Origin of the sequence: Serratia sp. CY74737 (assembly GCF_052166775.1) — a bacterium.
Taxonomy (GTDB): domain Bacteria; phylum Pseudomonadota; class Gammaproteobacteria; order Enterobacterales; family Enterobacteriaceae; genus Serratia; species Serratia ureilytica.
Genome location: NZ_JBJNOF010000016.1, coordinates 98361 through 123932, shown reverse-complemented (window position 1 = coordinate 123932; position 25572 = coordinate 98361). Strand labels below are relative to the sequence as shown.

Annotated in this window: 20 protein-coding genes; 15 read left to right on the top strand and 5 right to left on the bottom strand. The window is 61.2% G+C overall.

Annotated features, from left to right (window positions below):
- Positions 1-422 precede the first annotated feature (422 nt).
- Positions 423-1928 (top strand): CoA-acylating methylmalonate-semialdehyde dehydrogenase, encoded by a 1506-nt coding sequence (locus ACJ8PE_RS21255; RefSeq protein WP_197795603.1) that lies wholly within the window; start codon positions 423-425, stop codon positions 1926-1928.
- 77 nt (positions 1929-2005) lie between these two features.
- A complete protein-coding gene (iolB, locus tag ACJ8PE_RS21250) occupies positions 2006-2827 on the top strand; it encodes a 5-deoxy-glucuronate isomerase (RefSeq protein ID WP_033645320.1) in 822 nt (273 codons plus the stop codon).
- Positions 2828-2865: 38 nt separating this feature from the next.
- Here iolB and ACJ8PE_RS21245 read toward each other — a convergent pair whose 3' ends face one another.
- Together ACJ8PE_RS21245 and ACJ8PE_RS21240 are read right to left on the bottom strand one after the other, a co-directional pair.
- The gene (locus ACJ8PE_RS21245) at positions 2866-3702 is read right to left on the bottom strand and encodes a MurR/RpiR family transcriptional regulator (protein WP_089192444.1); all 837 of its coding nucleotides are present in this window, start codon (positions 3700-3702) and stop codon (positions 2866-2868) included.
- Between the two features lie 203 nt (positions 3703-3905).
- Complete coding sequence (locus ACJ8PE_RS21240) at positions 3906-5837, bottom strand: bifunctional 5-dehydro-2-deoxygluconokinase/5-dehydro-2-deoxyphosphogluconate aldolase (protein ID WP_197760668.1); 1932 nt, start codon at positions 5835-5837, stop codon at positions 3906-3908.
- Positions 5838-6383: 546 nt separating this feature from the next.
- On the opposite strand from ACJ8PE_RS21240, the gene iolD reads away from it, so the two are divergent.
- Genes iolD through iolE form a run of 4 tightly spaced genes read left to right on the top strand, consistent with a single transcriptional unit; the run spans position 6384 to position 11260 of the window.
- The gene (gene iolD / locus ACJ8PE_RS21235) at positions 6384-8324 is read left to right on the top strand and encodes a 3D-(3,5/4)-trihydroxycyclohexane-1,2-dione acylhydrolase (decyclizing) (RefSeq protein WP_197760665.1); all 1941 of its coding nucleotides are present in this window, start codon (positions 6384-6386) and stop codon (positions 8322-8324) included.
- A gap of 41 nt (positions 8325-8365) precedes the next feature.
- Positions 8366-9388: a Gfo/Idh/MocA family protein gene (locus ACJ8PE_RS21230; protein WP_042785519.1), complete on the top strand. Its 1023-nt coding sequence runs from the start codon at positions 8366-8368 to the stop codon at positions 9386-9388.
- A 31-nt stretch (positions 9389-9419) separates the two neighbouring features.
- Positions 9420-10304: a sugar phosphate isomerase/epimerase family protein gene (locus tag ACJ8PE_RS21225; protein WP_033645316.1), complete on the top strand. Its 885-nt coding sequence runs from the start codon at positions 9420-9422 to the stop codon at positions 10302-10304.
- A 59-nt stretch (positions 10305-10363) separates the two neighbouring features.
- Positions 10364-11260: a myo-inosose-2 dehydratase gene (iolE, locus tag ACJ8PE_RS21220; protein ID WP_033645315.1), complete on the top strand. Its 897-nt coding sequence runs from the start codon at positions 10364-10366 to the stop codon at positions 11258-11260.
- Between the two features lie 61 nt (positions 11261-11321).
- Here the strand turns inward: iolE and ACJ8PE_RS21215 are convergent, their stop codons facing one another.
- A complete protein-coding gene (locus tag ACJ8PE_RS21215; RefSeq protein ID WP_442536862.1) occupies positions 11322-12503 on the bottom strand; it encodes a P1 family peptidase in 1182 nt (393 codons plus the stop codon).
- Positions 12496-13011 carry a GNAT family N-acetyltransferase gene (locus tag ACJ8PE_RS21210; RefSeq protein WP_046898688.1) on the bottom strand — a complete coding sequence of 172 codons (516 nt, stop codon included), beginning with the start codon at positions 13009-13011 and terminating at the stop codon, positions 12496-12498. The genes ACJ8PE_RS21215 and ACJ8PE_RS21210 overlap by 8 nt, the downstream gene beginning before the upstream one ends.
- A 390-nt stretch (positions 13012-13401) precedes the next feature.
- On the opposite strand from ACJ8PE_RS21210, the gene ACJ8PE_RS21205 reads away from it, so the two are divergent.
- The 4 genes from ACJ8PE_RS21205 (at position 13402) to gntK (ending at position 17509) form a co-directional block, all read left to right on the top strand.
- Positions 13402-14097: a pirin family protein gene (locus tag ACJ8PE_RS21205; protein ID WP_033651758.1), complete on the top strand. Its 696-nt coding sequence runs from the start codon at positions 13402-13404 to the stop codon at positions 14095-14097.
- A gap of 130 nt (positions 14098-14227) precedes the next feature.
- On the top strand, positions 14228-15223 hold the full coding sequence (gntR, locus tag ACJ8PE_RS21200; RefSeq protein WP_004930833.1) for a gluconate operon transcriptional repressor GntR: 996 nt from the start codon (positions 14228-14230) through the stop codon (positions 15221-15223).
- 340 nt (positions 15224-15563) lie between these two features.
- On the top strand, positions 15564-16880 hold the full coding sequence (gene gntT, locus ACJ8PE_RS21195; RefSeq protein ID WP_004930830.1) for a gluconate transporter: 1317 nt from the start codon (positions 15564-15566) through the stop codon (positions 16878-16880).
- Between the two features lie 101 nt (positions 16881-16981).
- Complete coding sequence (gene gntK, locus ACJ8PE_RS21190) at positions 16982-17509, top strand: gluconokinase (RefSeq protein WP_046687937.1); 528 nt, start codon at positions 16982-16984, stop codon at positions 17507-17509.
- 30 nt (positions 17510-17539) lie between these two features.
- On the opposite strand, the gene ACJ8PE_RS21185 is transcribed toward gntK, so the two are convergent.
- Entirely contained in the window at positions 17540-18133 is a 594-nt protein-coding gene (locus ACJ8PE_RS21185; RefSeq protein WP_025159894.1) for a YhgN family NAAT transporter, read from the bottom strand.
- Between the two features lie 394 nt (positions 18134-18527).
- Here ACJ8PE_RS21185 and asd point away from each other — a divergent pair, with 394 nt between their 5' ends.
- The 5 genes from asd to glgX all read left to right on the top strand — a co-directional run bounded on the left by asd (position 18528) and on the right by glgX (position 25559).
- Positions 18528-19631 carry an aspartate-semialdehyde dehydrogenase gene (gene asd, locus ACJ8PE_RS21180; RefSeq protein ID WP_016930397.1) on the top strand — a complete coding sequence of 368 codons (1104 nt, stop codon included), beginning with the start codon at positions 18528-18530 and terminating at the stop codon, positions 19629-19631.
- Between the two features lie 157 nt (positions 19632-19788).
- The gene (locus ACJ8PE_RS21175) at positions 19789-20619 is read left to right on the top strand and encodes an RNase A-like domain-containing protein (protein ID WP_047026502.1); all 831 of its coding nucleotides are present in this window, start codon (positions 19789-19791) and stop codon (positions 20617-20619) included.
- An 8-nt stretch (positions 20620-20627) separates the two neighbouring features.
- Complete coding sequence (locus tag ACJ8PE_RS21170; RefSeq protein ID WP_197793253.1) at positions 20628-20918, top strand: contact-dependent growth inhibition system immunity protein; 291 nt, start codon at positions 20628-20630, stop codon at positions 20916-20918.
- A 475-nt stretch (positions 20919-21393) separates the two neighbouring features.
- Complete coding sequence (glgB, locus tag ACJ8PE_RS21165; RefSeq protein ID WP_197795585.1) at positions 21394-23580, top strand: 1,4-alpha-glucan branching enzyme; 2187 nt, start codon at positions 21394-21396, stop codon at positions 23578-23580.
- Positions 23577-25559, top strand: a complete 1983-nt coding sequence (gene glgX, locus ACJ8PE_RS21160) for a glycogen debranching protein GlgX (RefSeq protein ID WP_197760656.1) — start codon at positions 23577-23579, stop codon at positions 25557-25559. The genes glgB and glgX overlap by 4 nt, the downstream gene beginning before the upstream one ends.
- Positions 25560-25572 lie beyond the last annotated feature (13 nt).

Sequence of the window (25572 nt, the reverse complement as noted above, 5' to 3'; positions counted from 1 at the left end):
ATTTCATAATTAGTGAATAATGGAATATTGATTTTTAGATCCAGTTCAAAAAAAACCGTCGCGAGCGATCCGGGCGCCTTGGGCGCTCGGAGGGAGGCGGTAACGGCCGCAGGTCAGGCGCAGTGCGGATTTTCTGTAGCAAAGTCAGTATGCATTAGCGATGGACTCTCCTGCGAAACCGCGCCTTGATTGGCGCGGTAATGAAAGCGCCAACCCGATCGACACCGAAAAATTGCGACCTCACGCACTAAAAACAAATTTTTCAAAACAATTTATTTGAAACTTTTTTTTCAATGAAATAGAGTTTTCTGCATCCGGTCAGGATGTAGCCGGCTTGCCGACGGGGTTTGGCGAGCGGGACGATTAACGCCGCGCCGCCTGGGTGTGGCCAGGCGACAGCGGACTTGAAAAGAGGGCGTGACATGAAAACCGTGGGTAACTTTATTGACGGGCAGGTGTGCCTGAGCAGCAGCAATCAAACCGTCGACGTGCACAACCCGGCCAGCGGACAGGTTGAGCGGCGCGTCACGCAGAGCACCGCCGCCGAAGTCAAACAGGCCATCGACGTGGCCCACCGGGCGTTCGCCGACTGGTCGCGCACCACGCCGCTGCGCCGCGCGCGCATCATGTTCAATTTCAAGGCGCTGCTGGAACAGCACCGCGACGAGCTGGCCGAGCTTATCGTCAGCGAGCACGGCAAAGTGTATTCGGATGCGCTGGGCGAACTGACGCGCGGCATGGAAGTGGTCGAATTCGCCTGCGGCATCCCGCATCTGATCAAAGGCGAGTACTCGCCGGACGTCGGCAGCGGCGTCGACAGCTTCTCGCTGATGCAGCCGCTGGGCGTGGTGGCGGGCATTACCCCGTTCAACTTCCCGGCGATGGTGCCGATGTGGATGTTCCCCATCGCGTTGGCCTGCGGCAACACCTTCGTCCTCAAGCCGCCGGCGCTGGTGCCTTCGGCCTCGGTGCGCCTGGCGGAACTGTTGAAGGAAGCCGGTTTGCCGGACGGCGTGTTCAACGTGGTGCACTGCGCCAATGAAGATGCGGCGCAGCTGTGCACCGATCCGCGCATTCAGGCGGTGAGCTTCGTCGGCTCCTCCACCGTGGCGGAACATATCTATACCACCGCCAGCGCGCACGGCAAGCGGGTGCAGGCCTTCGGCGCGGCGAAGAACCAGGCGATCGTCATGCCGGACGCCGATCTGGACGCCACGGTCAACGCGCTGATGGGCGGCGCGTTCGGCTCTGCCGGCGAGCGCTGCATGGCGTTGCCGATCGCCGTGGTGGTCGGTGACGACACTGCCGATAAACTGATCGCCAAACTGAAGCCGCTGATCGCGCAGCTGCGCGTCGGGCCGGGCTTGCAGCAGGGCGGCGAAGAGAATGAAATGGGGCCGCTGGTGTCGTCCGCTCACCAGAAAAAGGTGCTGGGCTACATCGATTTGGGCGTGGAAGAAGGCGCCACCCTGGTGGCCGACGGCCGCAACTATCAGGTGCCGGGCTATGCTGAAGGCTACTACGTCGGCGGCACGCTGTTCGACCATGTGACGCCGAACATGCGCATCTACCGCGAAGAGATTTTTGGGCCGGTGCTGGGCATCGTACGGGTGCCGGACTACCGCACCGCCATCGACACGGTGAACGGCCACGAATTCGGCAACGGCAGCGCCATCTTCACCGGCAGCGGCCACTATGCGCGCCAGTTCGTGCAAGACGTGCAGGCCGGAATGGTCGGCGTCAACGTGCCGGTGCCGGTGCCGATGGCGTTCCACAGCTTCGGCGGCTGGAAGCGCTCGGTGTTCGGCGCGTTGAACGTGCACGGCACCGACGGCGTGCGCTTCTACACGCGCATGAAGACCGCCACCGCGCGCTGGCCGGCCGGGCAGCAGACGGTGTCCGAATTCAGCATGCCGACGCTGGGCTAAGCGCTTTCACACTCAGGCCAGGCCGTTGCTCCTTCGGGGCAACGGCCTTTGCACTGCGAGTTAACAGGAGAATCGAAATGTCTTCACTGCTTGCCAAATGTCAGACGCCGAACGCCGAGGGGCGTATCCAACACGTGACGCCGGAAAATGCCGGTTGGCGCTATGTCGGCTTTGACGTTTACCGCCTGGCCGCCGGGCAGTCGCTGCAGCTGGAATGCGGCGACAAGGAACTGTGTCTGGTGCTGGTGGCCGGTATCGCCTCCGTCGCCACGCGGCGCGCCGAATACCCGCATATCGGCAAACGCATGAGCCCGTTCGAACGTACGCCGCCGTATGCGGTGTATGTGCCGCACCACGATCGCATCGACGTGCGGGCGGAAACCGATCTGGAGCTGGCGGTGTGCAGCGCGCCCGGCGGCGGCCACCTGCCTTCACGGCTGATCACGCCGGCGGATATCGGCGTGGAGCGGCGCGGCAAGGGGCGCAACCAGCGGCTGGTGCACAACATTCTGCCGGACAGCGAGCCGGCCGACAGTCTGCTGGTGGTGGAGGTTTACACCGACGAGGGCAACACCAGCTCCTACCCGAGCCACAAGCACGATCAAGAAGACTCGCCGGACGAAACCTATCTGGAAGAGACGTACTATCACCGCATTCAGCCGGAGCAAGGGTTCTGCATGCAGCGCGTCTATACCGACGACCGCACGCTCGACGAGTGCATGCCGGTCTACAATCGCGACGTGGTGAAAGTGCCGCGCGGTTATCACCCGGTGGCGACCCTGGCGGGTTACGACAACTATTACCTCAACGTGATGGCCGGGCCGGTGCGGCAGTGGAAGTTCACCTGGGAAAAAGACCACGCCTGGATTAACGGCGACGGCTACCCCGCCGCGCAATAGGCGCTTGAAGCCCGGCTTGCCGGGCTTTTTTGTCAGCTTTACTCGTCCCGGGCGTTATTCAGCGCCAGCGAGACCGCCAGCGTCTGCGCCAGGCACATCGAAGCCACCTGCGAGCGGAACCCGTCCACCTGCGCTTCGCGCACCACGAAACAGACGTCGCTGAAGGCGGCCAGCGGGCTGACCTGGCTGTCGGTGATGGCGATCTGCTGCGCGCCGCGCTTGGCGCCCAATTCCACCAGTTCCACCGCCTCGCGGGCGTACGGCGAATAGCTGATGGCGATCACCACGTCCTTCGGTTTCACCATGCTCAGCTGTTCGGTGAACATCCCGCCCAGCCCGTCGATCAGAAACGCGCGGCGCTCCAGATGGCGCAGCGCATAGGTGAGGTAGGAAGCGACGCTGAACGAGCGGCGCAGGCCGATCACGTAGATGTTTTCGGCGTTATTGAGCAGCTCGACGGCGCGTTCCAGCTGCTCGGGGGCGATCTGCATCGCCAGCTGCTGCAGCGCCTGCGCGTTGACCATGGTGAACACGTTGAGAATCTCCGCCGGTTTCTCCGGCGCGACGTTGTCGTCGGTGGAGGTTTGGCGGAACAGGCGCGCGCGCTCGGTATAGTTCACCGTCTCTTCCATCAGATGCTGACGGAACACCTGCTTCATTTCGTTGAAGCCGCTGAAGCCGAAGGCGTTGGCGAAACGGATCAGCGTGGAGGGCGGCACGCTGGCCTGTGCGGCGATGGAGGCAACGGTATCGAAAGCGATGCTGTTACTGTTATCCAAAATGTAGCGCGCCACCTGCTTCAAACGCTTGCTCAGCGTTTCATAACGGTGGCGGATCTCGTCCTGTAACAGCGAAAGTTGAGTTGGGTTGTTCATCCATTCGGCTCGCAGTGGGGTGAAGGCGCATTGGCCTGACGCCTGAAATATTGACAGGGTATTTTAACAGACGGAGCGGAAATTTCATTTCCTCAAAAAGCGATTTATTCGATCGCACATTGCGCGACTTCACAGAAAATGGGCAAAAAAATCCCCTTAAAGCGGCGAAATGGCCTTAAGGGGACGTGAACCTGCTGTTGCTGTCAGTGCGCGCCGCCCGCCTGCGGACGGTACTGGCGCCAGAAACCGATCAGCGTCAGGTATTTTTGTTTCACCTGCTCGATCAGGGCCGCGTCGTCGATTTCCCCCTGTAGCCAGCGGCGCGAAGGTTGGCCGAAAATGGTGCGGCCGACGGCGAAACCTTTCACCCAGCGCGCATCTGCGGCGGCGGCAAAGCCCGCCTTCAGCACCGCCTCCGGGGAATCGAGCCCCAGGATCAGCACGCCGCGGCAGTCGGGATCGCAGGCGTCGATCAGCGCGCCGACCCGCTGCCAGTTTTCCGCGCTCAGCGGCGGCAGTTTCCACCAGTCCGGCTGAATGCCCAACTGGTAGAAGTGTTCAATCATCTCCAGGTAATAGCGCTCGTCCTTGTCGGCGTTGCTGTCCGGCAGGATCACCTCCAGCAGCAGTTCGTGACCGGATTTGCAGCAGCCGCGGTAGACGTCGGCGATCAGCGCATCCTGTTCGCGGCGCAGTTCCGCCGCGTCGTGTGGGTGATAAAACACCAGGCACTTCACCACGTGCTCCTGCGGCCAGTCGATCAATTGCGAGCCAATATTGCCGTGCTCCAGGCGCAGCGGGCGCGAGCTGGGCAGCTCCACCGGCCGGCCGATCCACCATCCCTGGCCGGTGATCTCGTTCAGCGCCGCCTGCCCGTAGGTGGTGTCGGCCAGAATGCCGCTGTTGCCGTCGAGGCCGGCCTGAGCGGCAGCTTGTTGCGCCGCGGTGAGCAGCAGGGTCTTCAGACGCGGGATGCGTTCCTCGTCGACGCCGGCTTCGCGCGCCATGTCCGCCAGCTGCTTGCGGTGATCGAAGGCGAACACGCACAGTTCCGGCCACTGTTGCTTGCGGGTAGTGACCCGGTGCAGGTGGTTCAGGCGCGCGTCGCGGTCCGGGCGCGTGACCTGTTGTTCACGCTGCAGGTAGTCGTCCAGCTCCCGTTTGGTCGGCATGGCTGGCGCGCAGCCGTGGCGCGAGACCACCAATGCGCCGCAGGCGTTGGCGTAGCGGCAGGCCTGATCCCAACCCTCATCGTTCAGATAGCCGCGCAGCAGACCGGACATAAAAGCGTCGCCGGCCCCCAGCACGTTCAGCACCTCCACCCGCACGCCGGCGTGCAGCTTCACCTGCGCCCAGTCGTCGGCGATGTCATCTTCGAACACCGAGCAGCCCTGCGCGCCGCGCTTGCACACCAGCGTGGCCGCGGTCGTCCGGCGCACGTTTTTCAGCGCCGTCAGCGTATCGGTGCTGCCGCCGGCGATATGAAATTCCTCTTCGGTGCCGACGATCAGATCGAATTGGTGCAGCACTTCCTGCAGCTCGCGGGTCACCTGTGCCGATTCCACAAAGCGGGTTTCGCCGTCGCCCAGCGACGTCAGCCCCCACAGCACCGGGCGATAATCGATGTCGAGCGCGGTGCGCAAACCGTGGCGGCGCGCGTATTCCAGCGCCTTCAACACGGCGGCGCGGGTGTTCGGGTGCGACAGGTGCGTGCCGGTGATGGCCAGCGCGCGTGCGCTGGCGATGTAGGTTTCGTCGATGTCGTCCGGCGTCAGCGCCATGTCCGCGCAGTTTTCGCGGTAGAAGATCAGCGGGAAGGTTTCCTGATCCTTGATGCCGAGGATCACCAGGCCAGTTAACCGATGTTTGTCGGTGATCAGACAGCGGGTATCGGCCCCGACGCGCTGCAGCTCTTCACGCAGAAAGCGGCCCATGTGTTCATCGCCGACGCGGGCCAGCATGCCGGATTTCAACCCCTGAATGGCGGTGCCGTAGGCCACGTTGCCGGAAGAGCCGCCGAGGTATTTGGCGAATGTGCCGGCGTCTTCCAGACGCGCGCCGATCTGCTGAGCATAGAAATCGACGGCGATGCGCCCGAGACAAATGACATCAAGCTGTTTTTCTTGTGTAGCCATACCCGTTTCCTTCTGTTTAAGCAAAACTCCGGCGGCGGCCCGAGCGTGGCGCCTTGCAGGAAGCATGGGAACAGTATGGGGAATGAAAATTTCAATTTCAATACAGAATGAAATTTACACCCCAAAAATGTGATGCGTTTAAAACATCGACGGAGGAGCGGAAAAAGCGGATTAAGTCGCCATGAGAGGGTGGAGGAGGGCGTGCGGCAAAGAGGCGCCGGGGCAGGATGAAAGACGGTCGCCCTGCGTGCTGATGGCATTCCCCGGCTGGTGCGCGGCGCTAAGCCGGAAAAGGCCAAACCACGAGATGAAACGGGCTTTTCATCTAATATGCGATCTTTATCGCAAAATGAAATGTTTCTTCTGTAATGTGATTTTATGAAAAATATATTTGTTTATAATCGCTTCACGTTTCAGGTTGTCGACTTCGTGAGCAGCGGGCATCGCCTGCTCAAGATAATAGCTGCCGCCGCGTAACACAAACACGGGATTGTCGGCTCGGCGCGAGCCCTTTCCGGGGCGGCCCTCAATCTAAAGGGTGAGTAAATGGGCAAGATCAGGCTAACCATGGCGCAGGCGCTCGTCAGATTTCTCGATAACCAGTATCTGCTGGCCGACGGGGTGGAAACCAAATTCGTCGCGGGCATTTTCGCGATTTTCGGCCACGGCAACGTACTGGGGCTGGGGCAAGCGCTGGAACAGGATAGTGGCGATCTGCGGGTGCACCAGGGCCGTAACGAACAGGGGATGGCCCACGCGGCGATCGGCTTCGCCAAGCAGAAATTGCGCCGGCAGATTTACGCCTGCACCTCCTCGGTCGGCCCCGGCGCCGCCAATATGATCACCGCCGCGGCTACCGCCACCGCCAACCGCATCCCTTTATTGCTGCTGCCGGGCGACGTTTACGCTTCCCGCCAGCCGGATCCGGTGCTGCAGCAAATCGAACAGTCTTACGATCTCAGCATCAGCACCAACGACGCGTTCCGCGCGGTGAGCAAGTACTGGGACCGCATCGTGCGGCCGGAACAGCTGATGAGCGCCTGCATCAACGCGATGCGCGTGCTGACCGATCCGGCGGAAACCGGCGCGGTGACGCTGTGTCTGCCGCAGGACGTGCAGGGGGAAGCCTACGACTACCCCGACTATTTCTTCCAAAAACGCGTGCACCGGCTCGATCGCCGCCCGGCGACCGATGGCATGTTGGCGGACGCCTTGGCGCTGCTGACGGCCAAACGCAAACCGCTGCTGGTGTGCGGCGGCGGCGTGAAGTACTCGCGGGCCGGGCGGGCGCTGCGCGAATTCGCCGAGCGCTTCGGCATTCCGTTCGCCGAGACCCAGGCCGGCAAAGGCGCGGTGCCGAGCGATCATGAATTCAACCTCGGCGGCATCGGCGAAACCGGCTGCCTGGCGGCCAACACGCTGGCTCGACAGGCCGATCTGGTGATTGGCGTCGGCACCCGTTACACCGATTTCACCACCTCGTCCAAATGGCTGTTTCAACATCCGGACGTCAGCTTCCTCAATATCAACGTCAGCGCCTTTGACGCCGGCAAGCTCGACGGCGTGCAGGTGCTGGCGGACGCCCGCGAGGGCCTGAGCGAACTGAGCGCGCTGCTGGCGCAGGCTGATTATCGCGCCGGCTGGGGCGACGCCATCGCCGCGGCGCGCGGCGCCCAGCGTGAAGAGACCGAGCGGGTTTACGCGGTGGAATACAGCGGCGCAGGCTTTGTGCCGGAAATAGACGATCACCTCGATCGCGAACGGGTGTTCGCCGAATTTATCGCTCAGACCGACTCGGCGATGACGCAAAGCCGGGTGCTGGGGGTGCTGAACCGCGAGCTGCCGCCGGACAGCGTGATTGTCGCCGCCGCCGGCAGCCTGCCGGGCGACCTGCAGCGGGTGTGGCACAACCATGGCGAGCACGGTTACCACGTGGAATACGGCTACTCCTGCATGGGGTACGAGGTGAACGCCGCATTGGGGGTCAAGCTGGCCGAGCCGCAGCGCGAGGTGTACGCGATGGTGGGCGACGGCGCCTTCATGATGCTCCATTCCGAGCTGGTCACTTCGATTCAGGAAGGCTGCAAGATCAACGTGGTGCTGTTTGACAACATGACCAACGGCTGCATCAACAACCTGCAGATGGAACACGGCATGGACAGTTACACCACCGAATTCCGCTTCCGCAATCCAGAGGGCGGCAAGCTCGACGGCAAACTGGTGCCGGTCGATTTCGCCATGCTGGCGGCGGCTTACGGGTGCAAAACCTATCGCGTCACCACCGAGCAGCAGCTGCTCGACGCGCTGGCCGACGCCCGCAGGCAAACCGTGTCCACGCTGCTCGACATCAAAGTGCTGCCGAAGACCATGGTGCACAAGTACCTCAGCTGGTGGCGCGTGGGCGGCGCTCAGGTGGCCGACAGCGAGAAAATCGTCGCAGTGGCGCGCAAGCTGCAGGAAAACATCGATAAGGCGCGCGATTACTGATTCGTTTTCGAACACAACACACTTTCCAGAGGGTAGCGAAAATGACTTTGAACATTGGGGTTATCGGCACCGGCGCCATCGGCCGCGATCATATCCGTCGCTGCAGTAAAGTTTTGCAGGGCGCCCGCGTCGTGGCGGTGAACGACATCAATCGCGACAACGCCGCCAAGGCGGTGAACGATCTGCAGCTGGATGCGCGGGTGTATGACAGCGGCCACGATCTGATCAAGGCCGCCGACGTGCAGGCGGTGCTGGTCACCTCCTGGGGGCCGAGCCACGAAGAATTCGTGCTGGCGGCGATCGCCGCCGGCAAACCGGTGTTCTGCGAGAAACCGCTGGCGGTGACCGCGCAGGGCTGCAAAAACATCGTCGATGCCGAAGCGAAGCACGGCAAGCGGCTGGTGCAGGTCGGCTTTATGCGCCCCTATGACCAGGGCTATCGCGCGCTGAAACAGGTGCTGACCAGCGGCCAGATCGGCGAACCGCTGATGTTGCACTGCGCGCACCGCAACCCGACGGTCGGCGAGGCTTACACCACCGATATGGCGATCACCGACACCCTGATCCACGAAATCGACGTGCTGCGCTGGCTGCTCGACGACGACTATGTGTCGGTGCAGGTGGTGTTCCCGCGCAAGAGCCCGAAGGCGTTCCCGCATCTGAAAGATCCGCAGATTGTGCTGTTCGAAACCGCCAAAGGCACCCGCATCGACGTCGAGATTTTCGTCAACTGCCAGTACGGCTACGACATTCAGTGTGAAGTGGTGGGGGAAACCGGCATCGCTAAACTGCCGGAGCCGTCCTCGGTGCAGTTGCGCAGCGGCGCCCGCCTGTCGACCGAAATTCTGACCGACTGGAAGGATCGCTTTATCGACGCCTATGATGTCGAGCTGCAGGGGTTCATAAACGATGTGGCCGCGGGCCAACTGACCGGGCCTTCTGCCTGGGACGGCTACGCCGCCGCCGTGACCGCCGACGCCTGCGTGGCGGCCCAGCTCAGCGGCGAGATCGTACCGGTGACCCTGCCGGCGCGCCCGGCGTTTTACAACAAGCCATCGGCTTGAATCCCGAACCCACGATTACAGAGGAGTGACCATGAAGATCGCTTTTGATGTCGACGTTATCCGGGATTTGGGCGTGACCAAAATGGTTCAGCAGGTGGCGGACTGGGGCTATAAGTACATCGAGCAGTCGCCGCACCCGCAGATCAACCCGTTTTACAAGCATCCGAAGGCCAGCCGCGAAATCATGGCGGAGTATAAAAACGCCCTGAAAGCGACCGGCGTGGAAATATCCTCATTTATCGTGGTGTATCGCTGGTCCGGGCCGGGGGAAGATCGCCGCCAGGCGGCGGTCAAAAACTGGCGACGGATGATAGAAATCGCGGTGGAGATGGGCGTGCAGGTGATCAACACCGAGTTGGCCGGTAACCCCAACGAGCCGGAGATCTGCGAGGAGCTGTGGTATCGCTCGATGGAGGAGTTGCTGCCGATCGTCGAGCGTGAGGGCATCCGTATGGAGATCCAGTCGCATCCGTGGGACTTCTGTGAGCTGAGCAACGAAACCGCCGATCTGGTGAAATCGCTGCGCAGCGACCACGTCAAATACCTCTACAGCGTGCCGCACACCTTCTACTACGACAAGGGGCAGGGCGACGTGGCCGGCATGCTGAAGTACGCCGGGGACGATCTTTCCCACGTGCTGATCGCCGACACCATGAATCACACCAAGCACTGCCGCTATATCGTCAACCCGCCGGGCGTTGACGCCGCGGTGCACCAGCACGTCGGCATCGGCGAAGGTGAGGTGAATTTCGACGCCCTGTTCCAGACGCTGCGCGACATGGAATTCGCCAACCGCAGCTTCAAGGTCGGCGGCGAATCGATCATCTGCACCTCGCTGTTCGGCTATCCGGAAAAGATGCCGAGCCAGGCGGTGGCGACCAGAGAGCGCATCGAAAGAGAGCTGTTGGGCAACTAATCTTATTCGGCTCGCCGGCGGCGTTTACACCGGCGGCCCTCCAAGGACCGAGGCAGACCATGAATAAAGACAACGTGAAATTGGCCATTGCGCCGATCGGCTGGACCAACGACGACATGCCCGATCTGGGCAAGGAAAACACCTTTCAGCAGTGCGTCAGCGAAATGGCGCTGGCCGGCTTCACCGGCAGCGAAGTGGGCAGCAAATATCCGCGCGATCCGGCGGTGCTGAAGCCGATGCTGGATATTCGCGGCATCCAGATCTGCAACGCCTGGTTCAGCACCTTTTTCGCCGATGGTCAGAAAGACAAAACCATCGATGAATTTATCAACCACATGAATTTCCTGCATGCCATGGGCGCCAGGGTGATCGGCTGTTCTGAACAGAGCAAGAGCATTCAGGGCACCACCAAAGGGGTGTTCGAAGAGAAGCCGTACTTCAGCGATGAAGAGTGGCGGCGGGTGGCCGACGGTTACAACGAGCTGGCGAAGATCGCCGCCGGCAAAGGCATGCAGGTGTGTCTGCACCACCACATGGGCACCGGCATTCAGACCACCGCCGAAATCGATCGCTACATGAGCATGGTCAACGACGACGTCTACCTGCTGTTCGATACCGGCCACGCCTACTATTCGGAAGGCAGCCAGCAGGCGATGATGGCGATCCTGGAGAAGTATCTGCCGCGCATCAACCACGTCCATCTGAAGGACGTGCGCGATGAGGTGGTGGCGGAAGTGAAGGCCAACAAGCTGAGCTTCCTCGACGGCGTGAAGAAGGGCACCTTTACCGTGCCGGGTGATGGCGTGATCGACTTCAGGCCGGTGTTCAAGCTGCTGGACGAGCGCGGTTACAAGGGATGGATGGTGGTGGAGGCCGAGCAGGATCCGGCGCTGGCCAACCCGTTCGAGTATGCGGTGAAAGCGCGCCGTTACATTCGGGAAACCGCCGGTATTTAAGCGGTAAGGGGCAATAAAACTCGAGGGGCGCCGCCAGCGCCCCTTTTTTGATGGCGGCGCGTTAGCCGCCGAGCGTTTGCCAGGTGGCGACCTGGCTGCCTGGCCACGGTGTGGCGGCATACACGCCACGGGCGATCGCCCGAGCGAGGGTGTCCGCCGCCAGCGCGCCGATTTGCAGTACCGCCAGTTCGCGGCTGCCCTGTACCTCGCGCTGCCCGGTGGACAGGGCGAACACCACGTCGCCGTCAAACGGGCTGTGCAGCGGGCGAATCGCGCGCGCCATGCCGTCTTGCGCCATAATGGCCACCCGCTTCAACTCCACGCGCGTCAGCACCAGATCGGTGGCGATGCAGGCCAGGGTGGTGTTCTTTCTGCCGCCCTGCGGCTCTTGCACCATCCAGTCTTCGCCCTGAGCGTGCAGTTGCGCCAGCGCCGCCGCGCCGCCGTTGCCGAATTCACCGTCAATTTCATAGGGCGTCGCCCAGAAGGCGCGGGTGCCGGGCGCCACCACCGCTCCCAGGCTGTTGACCGCCACCAGCGCGCCGACGGTAGCGCCGTTGGCGGCGACGATAGACGCCGAACCAAGGCCGCCTTTCAGCTTGCCCATGCCGGTCATGGCGCCGTAGCCGGCGCCGACGGTGCCCAGCGGAAAGTCCAATCCAGCCTTGCCGACCGCGTCGATACCCAACTGGCGATACGGCGGCGTGAGCTGCCAGTTTTTGTCACCGCCGTTGGCCAGATCGTACAGGCAGGCGGTGGGCACGATCGGGGAGACCGGCACGCCGGGCGCTGGGCGCAGCGCGTAGCCTCGGCCCTGTTGCCCCAGCCAGGCCGCGACGCCGTCCGCCGCCGCCAGGCCGTAAACTGAACCGCCGCTGAACGTCAGCGCATCGATGGTTTGCACCAGATTGTCTTCGCCCAAGGCGTCGGTTTCCCGGGTGGCGGGGCCGCCGCCGCGCACGTCCACGGCGGCCATCGCCGGGCTGTCCGGCAGGATCACCGTCGCGCCGGTGCGCACCCGGCTGTCTTGCGCCACGCCGACCTTCAGGCCCAGCACATCGGTAATCAGGTTGCGGGCGCCAGGGCGCCCGGCGGCGGAAGTTGGCATAGCGGCACCTAATGGGGTGAGGGGAGAGAACATGCTGGCGGCGGCCGTCAAGCCGGCCAGCGCTTGTAAAAAGGTTCGGCGGTTGATGTTAAGGGGCCGGCGCAGCGGCCCCTGCGGGGGGATGAGATCACGCATCTGCGCGTGGCTGCCCGGAGCGCAGACGCGCCATATGGTAGGCATCGACCAGCACGCCGTCGCGCATGGCATAGGCGCGGCTGGTGCCCTCTATCTCGAAGCCGAATTTGCGGTACAGCGCGATGGCCGCCGGGTTATCGGTGAACACCGTCAGTTCGATGCGCTCGATGGCCGCCCAGTTGTCGCACAGGTCGATCATCGCCTGCATCAGGCGGCTGCCGACGCCTTTACCGTGGTAGCGCGGATCGACGCCGATGCCAAAGGTGGCGACGTGGCGGCGGCGAACGCGCTGATTCAGCATCACAACCAACTGGCCGGCAAGCTGCCCGTCGATGATGGCGGCCAGGTTATGCGTGCCCGGCTCGGGATTGGCGAGGCGCTTCTGCCAGGACTCGACGGACGGTAGCGGGAGCTGCAGCGTATCGCGGTAGACGGGCGTCTGAGAATAAAGATGATGCAGGGCCTGCGCATCCGTTGTTTCCACGTGGCGTATCACGATCTCGCTCATCTCGCTGCTCCTGTCGCTTACCGGTTGAATAACCTCTGAATTTATCCGTTTACTGCCTTGAGTCAATATTATTTAAACGGGTCAAAAAAAACGCTTTACAGGTGCGAATGATAATGATTATTATTGCGATGCGTTCCGGGGAGGGCATCAACCCTTGATACTCTCGCTGCGAAGGCACGACATTGCTCACATTGCTTCCAGTGTTTACTTAGCCAGCTCGGGTGCTGGCTTTTTTTTTTGCCATTTTTCAGCCGTTCCCGCTTTAAACAAATCCGCTGCCCATCCGACGTTTCATTTCATCGAAATTTTTGAACAGAGGCATGAGTTTTTTACGCTTTCTTATTCTGCTGGCAGGACTAGACTGTAAAAAAACATTGAGGAGAGTTGAATATGATTTATGTACGTAAAGCGGAAGACCGCGGCCACGCCAATCATGGCTGGCTGGATAGCTGGCACACCTTCTCATTTGCCGATTACTACGATCCGAACTTTATGGGGTTCTCGGCGCTGCGGGTGATCAACGAAGATGTGATCGACGCAGGGCAGGGTTTCGGTACCCACCCGCATAAAGACATGGAAATCCTGACCTACGTGCTGAGCGGCACGGTGGAACACCAGGACAGCATGGGCAACAAGGAGCAGATCCAGGCCGGCGAATTCCAGATCATGAGTGCGGGCACCGGCGTGCGTCACTCCGAGTACAACGCCAATCAGGATCGTCCGTTGCACCTGTACCAGATTTGGATCATCCCGGATCAGGTCGGGCTGGAACCGCGCTACGAACAGCGCATGTTCGACGCGCCGCAGGGCCGTCAGCTGGTGCTGTCGCCGGATGCGCGTGACGGCTCGCTGAAGGTGTTCCAGGACATGACGCTGTCGCGTTGGGCGCTGAATAAAGGTGAGCAGGCGGAATACGCGATCGACGCCGGACGCCGCATTTGGATCCAGGTGGTGCGCGGCAAGGTCTCGGTCAATGGCCAGGCCGCCGGCATCAGCGACGCGTTTGCGGTGTGGGATGAATCGGCGCTGACGATTCAGGCCGACGAAGAGAGCGAAATCCTGCTGTTCGATCTGCCGCCGGTGTGATTAAGCGGTAAATATCAAGGGCTCACGGTGTGAGCCCTTTTTGCGTTGGCCGTCGCATAACCGACAATATCGGCGCGCCGTTTTTTTTGCTAAAATGACTGCCCATTCACGGTTAGTCAGTTCATTGATAATGAAGAAAAAACGGCCGGTACTCCAGGATGTGGCGGACAAGGTGGGCGTGACCAAGATGACGGTGAGCCGTTATCTGCGCAATCCCGACCAGGTTTCCGCCGCCCTGCAGCAAAAAATCGCCGTCGCGCTGGATGAGCTGGGCTACATCCCCAACCGCGCGCCGGACATTCTCTCCAACGCCACCAGCCGGGCGATTGGCGTGCTGTTGCCGTCGCTGACCAACCAGGTGTTCGCCGAAGTGCTGCGCGGCATCGAAAGCGTGACCGACGCGCACAACTACCAGACCATGCTGGCGCACTACGGCTATCTGCCGGAGCGCGAAGAAGAGCGTCTGACCTCGCTGCTGTCTTACAATATCGACGGTTTGATCCTGTCCGAGCGCCACCACACGCCGCGCACCCTGAAGATGATCGAGGTGGCGGGCATTCCGGTGGTAGAGCTGATGGACTGCGTCTCGCCGTGCATCGATCTGGCGGTGGGCTTCAACAACTTCGAGGCGGCGCGCCAGATGACGCAGCAAATCATCGCGCACGGCCACCGTCACGTGGTCTACTTCGGCGCCCGTCAGGATGAACGTACTATCATCAAACAACAGGGGTATGAGCAGGCGATGCGTGAATCCGGCCTGGAGCCGTATAGCATCATGACCGCGCGTTCTTCCTCCTATTCCGCCGGCGGCGAGCTGCTGCGCCAGGCGCAGCGCGATTATCCGCAGATCGACAGTATCTTCTGCACCAACGATGACCTGGCGATCGGCGCGGCCTTCGAGTGCCAGCGACAGGGGCTGTCGATCCCGCAGGACATGGCGATCGCCGGTTTCCACGGCCATGACATCGGTCAGGTGATGGTGCCGAAGCTGGCCAGCGTGCTGACCCCGCGCGAGCGCATGGGGCAGATCGGCGCCGAGCGCCTGCTGGCCCGGCTGCGCGGGGAAACGGTGTGTCCGCGCATGGTGGACGTCGGTTTCACCGTGATCCCCGGCGGCAGCATCTGAGCCATTTTAACGTTCTGTTTTAACACCCTTTCTTTTTGCAGCGCGCCCTGAGGCGCGCTGGTTATCCCGCCTGTAAGCCCGCCGCTCGTTGCCGACATAAGTTTGATCTCTGTCCCAGAACGCGAATTTTAGCCGCTTACCCGGTTCCGAGGCTTATGTTGTTACCGGTATCATGATACCGGTAACAACGAGTGGGCGGTCATCTTGCTGCAAGACTGAACCTCTGAATCAACAACACCTACAGCTCTTCTTAAACACCGGGAAAGAGCCTAAAAATAAAACAACCGCACGCTTTACGCCTATCGTAAAGAGAGTCGCGATAAAAGGTTGGAGAAAAACTATGCCATTAGTGATTGTTGCAGGCGGCGTAGCGCTGCTGCTGCTGCTGATGATCCGCTTCAAGCTGAACGGCTTTATCTCTCTGGTTCTGGTTGCTCTGGCGGTCGGGATTGCACAGGGGATGCCGGTCGATAAGGTCATCGGCTCCATCAAGGCCGGCGTGGGCGGCACGCTGGGCAGCCTGGCGCTGATCATGGGCTTCGGCGCCATGCTCGGCAAGCTGCTGGCGGACTGCGGCGGCGCACAGCGCATCGCCACCACGCTGATCGACAAGTTCGGCAGAAAACACATTCAATGGGCGGTGGTGCTGACCGGTTTCACCGTCGGCTTCGCGCTGTTCTACGAAGTGGGCTTCGTGCTGTTGCTGCCGCTGGTGTTCACCATCGCCGCCTCCGCGCGCATTCCGCTGCTGTACGTCGGCGTGCCGATGGCCGCCGCGCTGTCGGTGACCCACGGCTTCCTGCCGCCGCACCCGGGCCCGACCGCCATCGCCACCATCTTCCATGCCGACATGGGTAAAACCCTGTTGTACGGCACGCTGCTGGCGATCCCGACGGTGATCCTGGCCGGCCCGGTCTATGCCCGCTTCCTGAAAGGCATCGACAAGCCGGTGCCGGAAGGCCTGTACAACCCGAAAACCTTTACCGACGCGGAGATGCCGAGCTTTGGCGTCAGCGTCGCCACGTCGCTGGTGCCGGTGATCCTGATGGCGCTGCGCGCGGTCGCTGAAATGGTGCTGCCGAAGGGCCACAGCCTGCTGCGCTTCGCCGAGTTCTTCGGCGACCCGGTGATGGCGACCCTGATCGCCGTGCTGATCGCTATCTTCACCTTCGGCCTGAACCGCGGCCGCACCATGGATGAAGTGATGGGCACCATCACCGATTCGATTAAAATCATCGCCATGATGCTGTTGATCATCGGCGGCGGCGGCGCCTTCAAGCAGGTGCTGGTGGACAGCGGCGTCGAGAAGTACATCGCCGGTCTGATGGAAGGCAGCAACGTTTCGCCGATCCTGATGGCCTGGTCGATCGCCGCCGCGCTGCGTCTGGCGCTGGGTTCCGCCACCGTGGCGGCAATCACCGCCGGCGGCATCGTGGCGCCGCTGATCGCCACTACCGGCGTCAGCCCTGAGCTGATGGTGATTGCGGTCGGTTCCGGCAGCGTTATCTTCTCGCACGTCAACGATCCGGGTTTCTGGCTGTTCAAGGAGTACTTCAACCTGAGCATCATGGAAACCATCAAATCCTGGTCGGTGCTGGAAACCATCATCTCGGTGTGCGGCCTGGTGGGCTGCCTGCTGCTGGCGACGGTCGTATAATCTTTATCCGGCGCCCTGCGGGGCGTCGGCGTTCCAAAGTATCTTTATCAGTCGGGACGCATTTGGCGCGTTTGCGCCAGTTCCCATAAGGGCATGACACAATGAGCAATCCGCAGAATCACGTATTTATCCTGATGGGCGTGTCCGGCAGCGGCAAATCCGCCGTGGCCAGCGCCGTCGCCCGCGAGGCCGATGCCGCCATGCTGGACGGCGATTATCTGCATCCGCGCGCCAACATCAACAAGATGGCTGCCGGGCATGCGCTGGACGACAACGATCGCGCCCCGTGGCTGGCGGCCTTGAACGACGCCATCTTCGCCATGCAACGCACCAATCCCGTGTCGCTGCTGGTCTGCTCGGCGCTGAAGAAAAGCTATCGCGACCGCCTGCGCGAAGGGAATAGCAACCTGCATTTCCTCTACCTGAAAGGCGACAAGGCGGTGATCGAGGAGCGCCTGAAGCAGCGCAAAGGTCATTTCTTCAAACCGCAGATGCTGGTTTCGCAGTTCGCCACGTTGGAAGAGCCGGGCGAGCAGGAGCCGGATGTGCAAGCGATCGACATCAACCAGCCGCTGGACGGCGTGGTCGCCGATACGCTCGCCTATATTCGCCGCGTTACCGCCCGCTGAGCGCGGGCCGTTGTCGGCGCCGCCAGGCGCCTACAGCTTCATGTAAGCCCGCACGCCGTCCAGGAACATCTGGGTCGACAGCATCACCAGAATCAGCCCCATCAACCGCTCCAGCGCGCTGACGCCTTTGCTGCCCAGCAGGCGCAGGAACAGGTTCGACATCAGCAAAATGGCCGCAGAGAGGCCCCAGGCGATCAACAGCGCCGCCACCAGATGGGGCAGCTGATGTGGATACTGGTGCGACAGCAGCATCAATGCAGCCAGAATCGACGGCCCGGCCACCAGCGGGATCGCCAGCGGCACCAGGAACGGCTCCTCGCCGGCGGACAGCCCGGAGCTGTTTCCTTCCTGCGAGGGGAAAATCATCTTGATGGCGATCAGAAACAGGATGATGCCGCCGGAAATGGAGACGGTTTCGGTGCGCAGGTTGAGGAACGCCAGAATTTTCTCGCCGGCGAACAGGAAGATCAGCATCAGCAGCAGGGCGATCAGCAGCTCGCGAATCAACACCACGCGGCGGCGGCGCGGTTCCAGGTGCTTGAGCACCGACATGAAAATCGGCAGGTTGCCCAGCGGATCCATAATTAAAAACAGCAATACCGTAGCGGAAATCATCTCTGTCATGGTGACCTCGTGATCGGGAAAACGCCTCGGCCTTTTCGGCCGCGTCCTTGCCTATACCCTATGGATTTCAAATTGCAGCTAGGCGCCCAGCGATCGCATCCCCAGGAGCTTACTCAAGTAAGTGACTGGGGTATGACAAATCTGCCGGGAGCAGATTTGAACGCTGCTCGCAGCGGCCCCTTGGGGCGTGGCCCACGGATGGGCCACGTAACTACGTGCAGGTAACAACGCTGCAGTTTGAAAGACGACGGGTATATAAGAAGGATTGCTGAGAAATCCCCAGCCATCGAATAAATTCACTTTGCGCCCGCGCCGACATTTTGTAAGGTGAGGAGATATTGCACACAACTCGTTATCACCTAATAAGCCCTTATCCGGGCGGGACACAGATATTATGAAAAACGTTGGTTTCATCGGTTGGCGCGGAATGGTCGGCTCGGTTCTCATGCAACGCATGACGGAAGAGCGCGATTTCGACGCCATTCGCCCGGTCTTTTTCTCCACCTCGCAGCACGGTTCTGCCGCGCCGGCCTTCGGCGGCCAGCAGGGCACGCTGCAGGATGCCTATGACATCGACGCCCTGAGCGCGCTCGATATCATTATTACCTGTCAGGGCGGCGATTATACCAACGAAGTTTATCCTAAGCTGCGCGCCAGTGGTTGGCAGGGTTACTGGATCGACGCGGCCTCGTCGCTGCGCATGCAGGATGACGCCATCATCATTCTGGATCCGGTCAACCACGCGGTGATTCAGCAGGGCCTGGACAAAGGCATCAAAACCTTCGTCGGCGGCAACTGCACCGTCAGCCTGATGCTGATGTCCCTCGGCGGCCTGTTCGCCAACGATCTGGTTGAGTGGGCGTCGGTTGCCACCTACCAGGCGGCCTCCGGCGGCGGCGCTCGCCACATGCGCGAACTGCTGACCCAAATGGGCATGCTGCACGCCGATGTGGCGAAAGAGCTGCAGGATCCGGCCTCCGCCATTCTGGATATCGAACGCAAGGTGACCGAGGCGACCCGCAGCGGCAAACTGCCGACCGACAACTTCGGCGTGCCGCTGGCCGGCAGCCTGATCCCGTGGATCGACAAGCAGCTCGACAACGGCCAGAGCCGCGAAGAGTGGAAAGGCCAGGCGGAGACCAACAAGATCCTCAACACCGGCAGCGTGATCCCGGTCGACGGTCTGTGCGTGCGCGTCGGCGCGCTGCGCTGCCACAGCCAGGCGTTCACGCTGAAGCTGAAAAAAGACGTGTCGCTGCCGGAAATCGAGCAGATGCTGGCGACGCACAACGACTGGGTGCGCGTGATCCCGAACGACCGCGAGCTGACCATGCGCGAACTGACGCCTGCGGCGGTGACCGGCACGCTGAATACGCCGGTCGGCCGTCTGCGCAAGCTGAATATGGGGCCGGAGTACCTGTCGGCGTTCACCGTAGGCGACCAACTGCTGTGGGGCGCGGCCGAGCCGCTGCGCCGCATGTTGCGTATCCTGCTGTAAACCCGCTCGCCAGTTCATCTGTTGTATTTCAAAGCCCGCTTATTGCGGGCTTTTTCATATGAGCGGAGTCATGTCGGTATGGTCTGAATGTGGTTACAAGTTAATCTTCCCTGTGATATTTATAAGCGCATTGGCAACATAGCGCAGGTATAGGGATATGATTTCCAACGAAGGATTGCAGGTCGCGCTTTCACCCGTGCAGCTAGCGGCCGTGATGTCGGATAGCACGGTCACAGAAGGGGAAACCTGGGGTAATCGGCTCATGGGGGGACTGGGTTTAGCGGGGGGAGTCGTCGAACTTCTTGGGGCTGGGGTGATGTGCTATGCGCCTGACCCAACATTGTTAACCAAAGTGGGATGCGTGGTCGTTGGCACTCATAGCATGGATAGCATAAAAACCGCATCAAATCAGATCATTACCGGCCGATCATTGACTACAGACACTTACAAGTCGGCGGTTTTGCTGGCTCAGAGTCTGGGGGCCGACGAAGATATGGCTTACAACGTCGGTTTAACGGTAGATATTGCCGTTCCTTTGGTGTTTGCAACCGCTTTAGGCGCTGTACGCGTGGCTTCCGTTCGGGTGGGGCAATTAAAATTGCTTGAACACGAGTCTATAGCCGGTGCAAAAGGAGGTGGGCACACTATTGCTAAGCATGTTGCTAAAAGTTCAGAAGAGCTGCTGGAGCGTTTGGCAAAGAGTCCTGGTTTACAGTCAGCCTCGACATTTACAGATTTACGTACTGCTGAAGACGCGATTAGTCGGGCGTTGAAAGTGAATAACGCGCTTATTAAGCGCTGGGCGCAACAGCCTACTTCGGCCAACGTGCTTGAACTCACGCATAAGGTGGGTAAAGCGGTTGGTTTTGGCTACAGGCAAGGAAGCACAATTCAATTAACGTCCAACAGCGTGCGGGTTGTCTTGCTAAAGAAAATTTACAACGGTAAGCCGTATTACATTTTAACCGCTTACCCCATTATCAGATAAGGGACCCTATGGGCTTTTCAGTCGCTAATCTCGGTACACTTGTGCGTGTTTTTTTGGGGCAAGATTATGATTTATTTGGAGAGTCTGTAGAAGAGATCCTGGCCTCTTATCGGGAGACGGAAAATACCGCGACAGTGAGAAAAACCGTCGATGAAGCACGAGCGTTGCTGGCGCAATATCCTGAGGAACAACAGCTTGAACTTGCCGTTGCTGAACTTGCTGATGGGGAGTTTGCACCAGCGCCATGGGGATACACGGCGCGATCGTTTCTTGAGAAGGTGATCTCTGCTTTGGAATAGGCGATACCTGCTGCTTCTGTACTTTGTTGTAAACCCGCACTTCCTGGGGGCTGAGCGCTTTCAGCCCCCTAACGCCTTATTTTCCGCTTTTTTGTTCGCTGCGCGCCGCGTCGGGCAGCGTTATCGCAAGTCTCGTTTCATTGGGCTGTACCCCGCATCTCTTCTCGTCGGCCGCCACATGCAGATGCCGTCAGGCTGGCAGTTTTCTTAATGAAGAATTTTCCTCACCAATGCCGAGCAGTTTTTAACAGACATTGGCTATGCTTAACGCATGGGCGAACAGTTTTTCACCATGACTGAAATATTTCAAAAAATAAGCATAAAGAGCGAAATTCAGGTCGGCAGAGTAAAGATTGGTCAATAACCGACCGCAATCACGCTTTAGAGTCCGAATGCATTGCATGATGACCAAAACGGCCAAGGAATAACCAACAAGCCGTGCTTAGATCATGCTGTTAATCTAAGGAAGAAGACTATGCCTGTACTTCCCGATCGTGACGTGATTGATCAGATCATCTCCGGCCATTACGCCGATCCCTTTGCTCTGCTTGGCATGCATGCGACCGATAACGGTCTGCAAGTGCGCGCGCTGCTGCCGGACGCCGGCGCAGTCTGGCTGGTGGAACAGCAAACCGGCCGGCGACTGGTGCAGCTGAACTGCGACGATCCGCGCGGCTTCTTCAGCGCCGTGGTGCCGCGGCGCAAAAATCCTTTCCGCTATCAGCTGCAGGTCAGCTGGCGCGATCATCAACAGATCGTCGACGATCCCTACCGGTTCGGCCCGCTGCTGCAGGACATCGACAGCTGGCTGCTGGCCGAGGGCACGCACCTGCGCCCCTATGAACGCCTGGGTGCTCACCTCGCCACGCTGGATGGTGTCGACGGCGTCAGCTTTGCCGTTTGGGCGCCTAACGCCCAGCGCGTCTCGGTGGTGGGGGAGTTCAACTTCTGGGACGGCCGCCGCCACCCGATGCGTCTGCGGCGTGAAAACGGCATCTGGGAGCTGTTCCTGCCCGGCGTGCGGGCCGGCCAGCTGTACAAATATGAAATCGTCGATTGCTACGGCAATACCCAGCTGAAAGCCGATCCTTACGCCTTCGAGGCGCAGATGCGCCCGGACACCGCCTCGCTGGTGGCGCCGCTGCCGGAGGTGGTGCCGTCGACGCAGGCGCGCCGCCGCGCCAACGATTTTGACCAGCCGATCGCCATCTACGAGGTGCATCTCGGCTCATGGCGTCGCCACACCGACAACCACTTCTGGCTCAGCTACGGCGAGCTGGCGGTGCAGCTGATCGACTATGTGAAGGACATGGGATTCACCCATATCGAGCTGCTGCCGGTCAACGAGCACCCGTTCGACGGCAGTTGGGGCTATCAGCCGCTGGGGCTGTATGCGCCGACCCGGCGCTTCGGCACGCCGGCCGATTTCAGGGCGTTCGTGGCGGCGGCGCATGAGGCGGGCATCAACGTGATCCTCGACTGGGTGCCGGGGCACTTCCCGAGCGACGCCTACGGCCTGGCGAACTTCGACGGCACGGCGCTGTACGAATACGCCGATCCGCGCGAGGGCTTCCATCAGGACTGGAATACGCTGATCTACAACTACGGCCGCCACGAGGTGCGCAACTACCTGGCGGGCAACGCGCTGTATTGGCTGGAGCGCTTCGGCATCGACGCGCTGCGGGTCGATGCGGTGGCGTCGATGATCTATCGTGACTACAGCCGCGCCGACGGCGAGTGGGTGCCGAATTACTACGGCGGCAACGAGAACCTGGAGGCGATCGCCTTCCTGCGTTATACCAACCAGACTATCGGCCAGGCGCAGCCGGGCGCGGTGACGCTGGCGGAGGAATCCACCGACTATCCCGGCGTCACCCTGCCGCCGGACGCCAACGGCCTTGGGTTCCACTACAAATGGAACCTCGGCTGGATGCACGACACGCTCAATTACATGAAGTGCGATCCGGTGCACCGCAAGTATCACCACAACCAGATGACCTTCGGCATGCTGTACGCCTATACCGAGAACTTCGTGTTGCCTATCTCGCACGATGAAGTGGTGCACGGCAAAAAATCGGTCCTCGACCGTATGCCGGGCGACGCCTGGCAGAAATTCGCCAACCTGCGCGCCTATTACGGCTTTATGTGGGCGCATCCGGGCAAGAAGCTGCTGTTTATGGGCTGCGAATTCGCACAGGGGCGCGAGTGGAATTTCGATACCAGCCTCGACTGGCATTTATTGGAAGGGTTGGATAACTGGCATAACGGCGTGCAGCGGCTGGTGCGCGATCTGAACCACTGCTACCGGCAGCAGGCGCCGCTGTACGAGCGCGACTACCGGCCTGACGGCTTCGAGTGGCTGGTGGTCGACGATCACGATAACTCGGTGTTCGCCTTCGCGCGCTACGATTCGCAGGGCAATGAGCTGATCGCCATCAGCAACTTTACCCCGGTGCCGCGCTACCGCTACCGCATCGGCCTCTCGCGCGCCGGTGACTACCGCGAGATCCTCAATACCGATTCGCACCACTATCACGGCAGCAACGCCGGCAATCAGGGGCGGGTCTCTTCCGAAGCGGTCGGCAGCCACGGCCGCGACTTCTCCATCTGCGTAACGCTGCCGCCGCTGGCGACCATTTATCTGCTGCGGGAGGCGCCATGACGGAGCTGACGGCCGGCCTCGCCGCGCCGCTGGGCGCGCATTACGACGGCGAAGGCATCAACTTTACCCTGTACTCGGCGCACGCGGAGCGGGTGGAGCTGTGCCTGTTCGACGGCCAGCAGCGCGAAGTGCGCCTGCCGCTGCCGGCGCGCAGCGGCGATATCTGGCATGGCTACTTACCGGGCGGCAGGCCGGGGCAACGTTACGGTTACCGGGTCTACGGCCCGTTTGACCCGGCGAACGGACAGCGTTTCAACCCCAACAAACTGGCGCTCGATCCGGCCGCGCGCGCGGTGGAAGGGCCGGTGGCAGATCACCCGCACCTGCACGGCGGTTACGAGCAGCCGGACCCGCACGACAGCGCGGAGCTGATGCCGAAGTGCGTGGTGGTGGACGAACAGTATGACTGGCAGGACGATCGCCCGCCTGCCACGCCCTGGGGACAGACGGTGATTTACGAAGCGCACGTGCGCGGCCTGACGCTGCTGCACCCGCAGATCCCGCCGGCGCTGCGCGGCAGCTTCGCCGCATTGGGGCACCCGGCGATGATCGCCCACTTCAAACGCCTCGGCATCACCGCGCTGGAACTGCTGCCGGTGCAGCAACATACCTCCGAACCGCGCCTGCAGCGGCTGGGGCTGATCAACTATTGGGGCTATAACGTGCTGGCGCCCTATGCGCCGGACAACCGCTACGCCAGCCTGAGCACCGATGCCACGCCGCTGAACGAATTCCGCGATGCGGTCAAGGCGCTGCACAAAGCCGGCATCGAGGTGATCCTCGACGTGGTGTTCAACCACAGCGCCGAGCTGGATATGGACGGGCCGATGCTGTCGCTGAGCGGCATCGATAACCTGAGCTACTACTGGCTGACGCCCGAAGGGGACTATGTCAACGACACCGGCTGCGGCAACACGCTGCGGTTGGATCAGCCGCAGGGCGTGGCCTGGGTGATGGATTGCCTGCGTTTTTGGGTGCGGGAGTGCCACGTCGACGGCTTCCGTTTCGATCTGGGCAGCGTGCTCGGCCGCACGCCGGGGTTCGATCGCGATGCGCCGCTGTTCCAGGCGATGCTGGCGGACGATGTGCTGTCGCGCTGCAAGCTGATCGCCGAACCCTGGGACATTGGCCCCGGCGGCTATCAGGTAGGGGCGTTTCCCGGCCGCTTCGCCGAATGGAACGATCATTACCGCGATGACATGCGTCGTTTCTGGCTGCAGAGCGGCGTGTCGCTCGGCCAGTTCGCCCGGCGTTTTGCCGCTTCCAGCGATCTGTATAACCAGCGCGGGCGAGCGCCTTACGCCACCGTCAATATGCTGACCGCCCATGACGGTTTTACCCTGCAGGACGTGGTCAGCTTCAATGAGAAACACAATCAGCCCAACGGCGAGGGCAACCGCGACGGCAGCGATCGCAATTTCAGCAACAACCACGGCGTCGAAGGCCTGGTCGCCGACGACGCCATTGTGCAACGCCGCAGGGCCAGCCAGCGGGCGATGCTCGCCACGCTGTTGCTGTCCCAGGGAACGCCGATGCTGCTGGCCGGCGATGAACAGGGACACAGCCAGCAGGGGAACAACAATGCCTATTGTCAGGACAACGCCACCACCTGGCTCGATTGGGCCACGGCGGACGACGCGCTGACCGATTACGTCGCGGCGCTGATCGCGCTGCGCCACCAGATCCCCGCGCTGCAGCAGGACCGCTGGTGGCAGCAGGACGACGGCAGCGTGCAGTGGCTGAACGCGCAAGGGCAGGCGCTCGACGCGCAGCAGTGGGAGCAGGGCGAGCCGCTCATGCAGATCCTGCTGTCGCAGCGCTGGCTGCTGCTGATCAACGCCACGCCGCAAACGACGGAGATGAGGTTGCCGGAAGGCGATTGGCAGGTTGTCGCCCCGTTCACTCAGGAAGACTCACGGGCGGTATTGCCCGCCTGGCACCAGGCCGCGCGCTCGCTTTGCGTACTGGTACGGAAATAATAAAAGGAGTCCG